Source organism: Deltaproteobacteria bacterium CG11_big_fil_rev_8_21_14_0_20_49_13, assembly GCA_002796305.1.
In the GTDB taxonomy this organism is placed as follows: Bacteria; UBA10199; UBA10199.
Map to the genome: position 1 here is coordinate 8,679 of PCWZ01000075.1, position 686 is coordinate 9,364.

Here is a 686-nt window from a genome sequence, read left to right on the forward strand (position 1 = left end):
TTCAATTCTCCGGCGGCGTTTTTCAATACACAGGAGATGACAACACAAGGACATCCACAAGGACCGCCAACGACTGGGAACCCCTTATCGGTTTCAACTTCGGCTGGAACGTTACGGATTATTTTGCGCCGGAACTTCAGGTGAAATATTCCACTAACGCCAACAGCGGCAACCGAGAACACGTCATGAACGTAAATATCAACGGCGTCCTTACCTTCATCACCGACTATCTCACACAAATGAAGAATTTCAAGGTCCTGCCATACGTTCAAGCCGGCCCCATGGCCCAGTTCGCGGCGATACCCGGCGACCCTCTGGCGTCCGACTCCAGCATCTTCCTATGGGCGCCCGGCGTTTCCATTGGAGGAGGTGTCAGGTTCATGGTCTCAAGGTACGGTTACTTTGGAGTAATGGCGCAGTCGGATTTTGTCTGCCTGCCGGAAAAATCCCAGAACGTTGCAGGAACCAACGAGGTCATAATAGGGGGTGGATGGTCTGCACAACCGGCATTTTTGGGACTGGCAGGCGTTCACTTCTAGTATTTTTTTGACTTTTCCGAGTTATTTGACTAAGTTTTTCGGAATATCAGCCTAAAAAACGTTCGGGGGGAATTATGAAGATATTAAGGGCACCTCTAAAAACCCATTGGCGTGTCATTGCGAGGGAGCGTAGTGACCGAAGCAATC

The 686-nt window shown here is 50.1% G+C and carries 1 protein-coding gene; it reads left to right on the plus strand.

The window, feature by feature from the left end; all coding sequences use genetic code 11:
- The coding region (locus tag COV46_07240) for a hypothetical protein (GenBank protein ID PIR16717.1) at nucleotides 1-539 on the plus strand (539 nt) is incomplete at its 5' end.
- Between the last annotated feature and the right edge of the window lie 147 nt (nucleotides 540-686).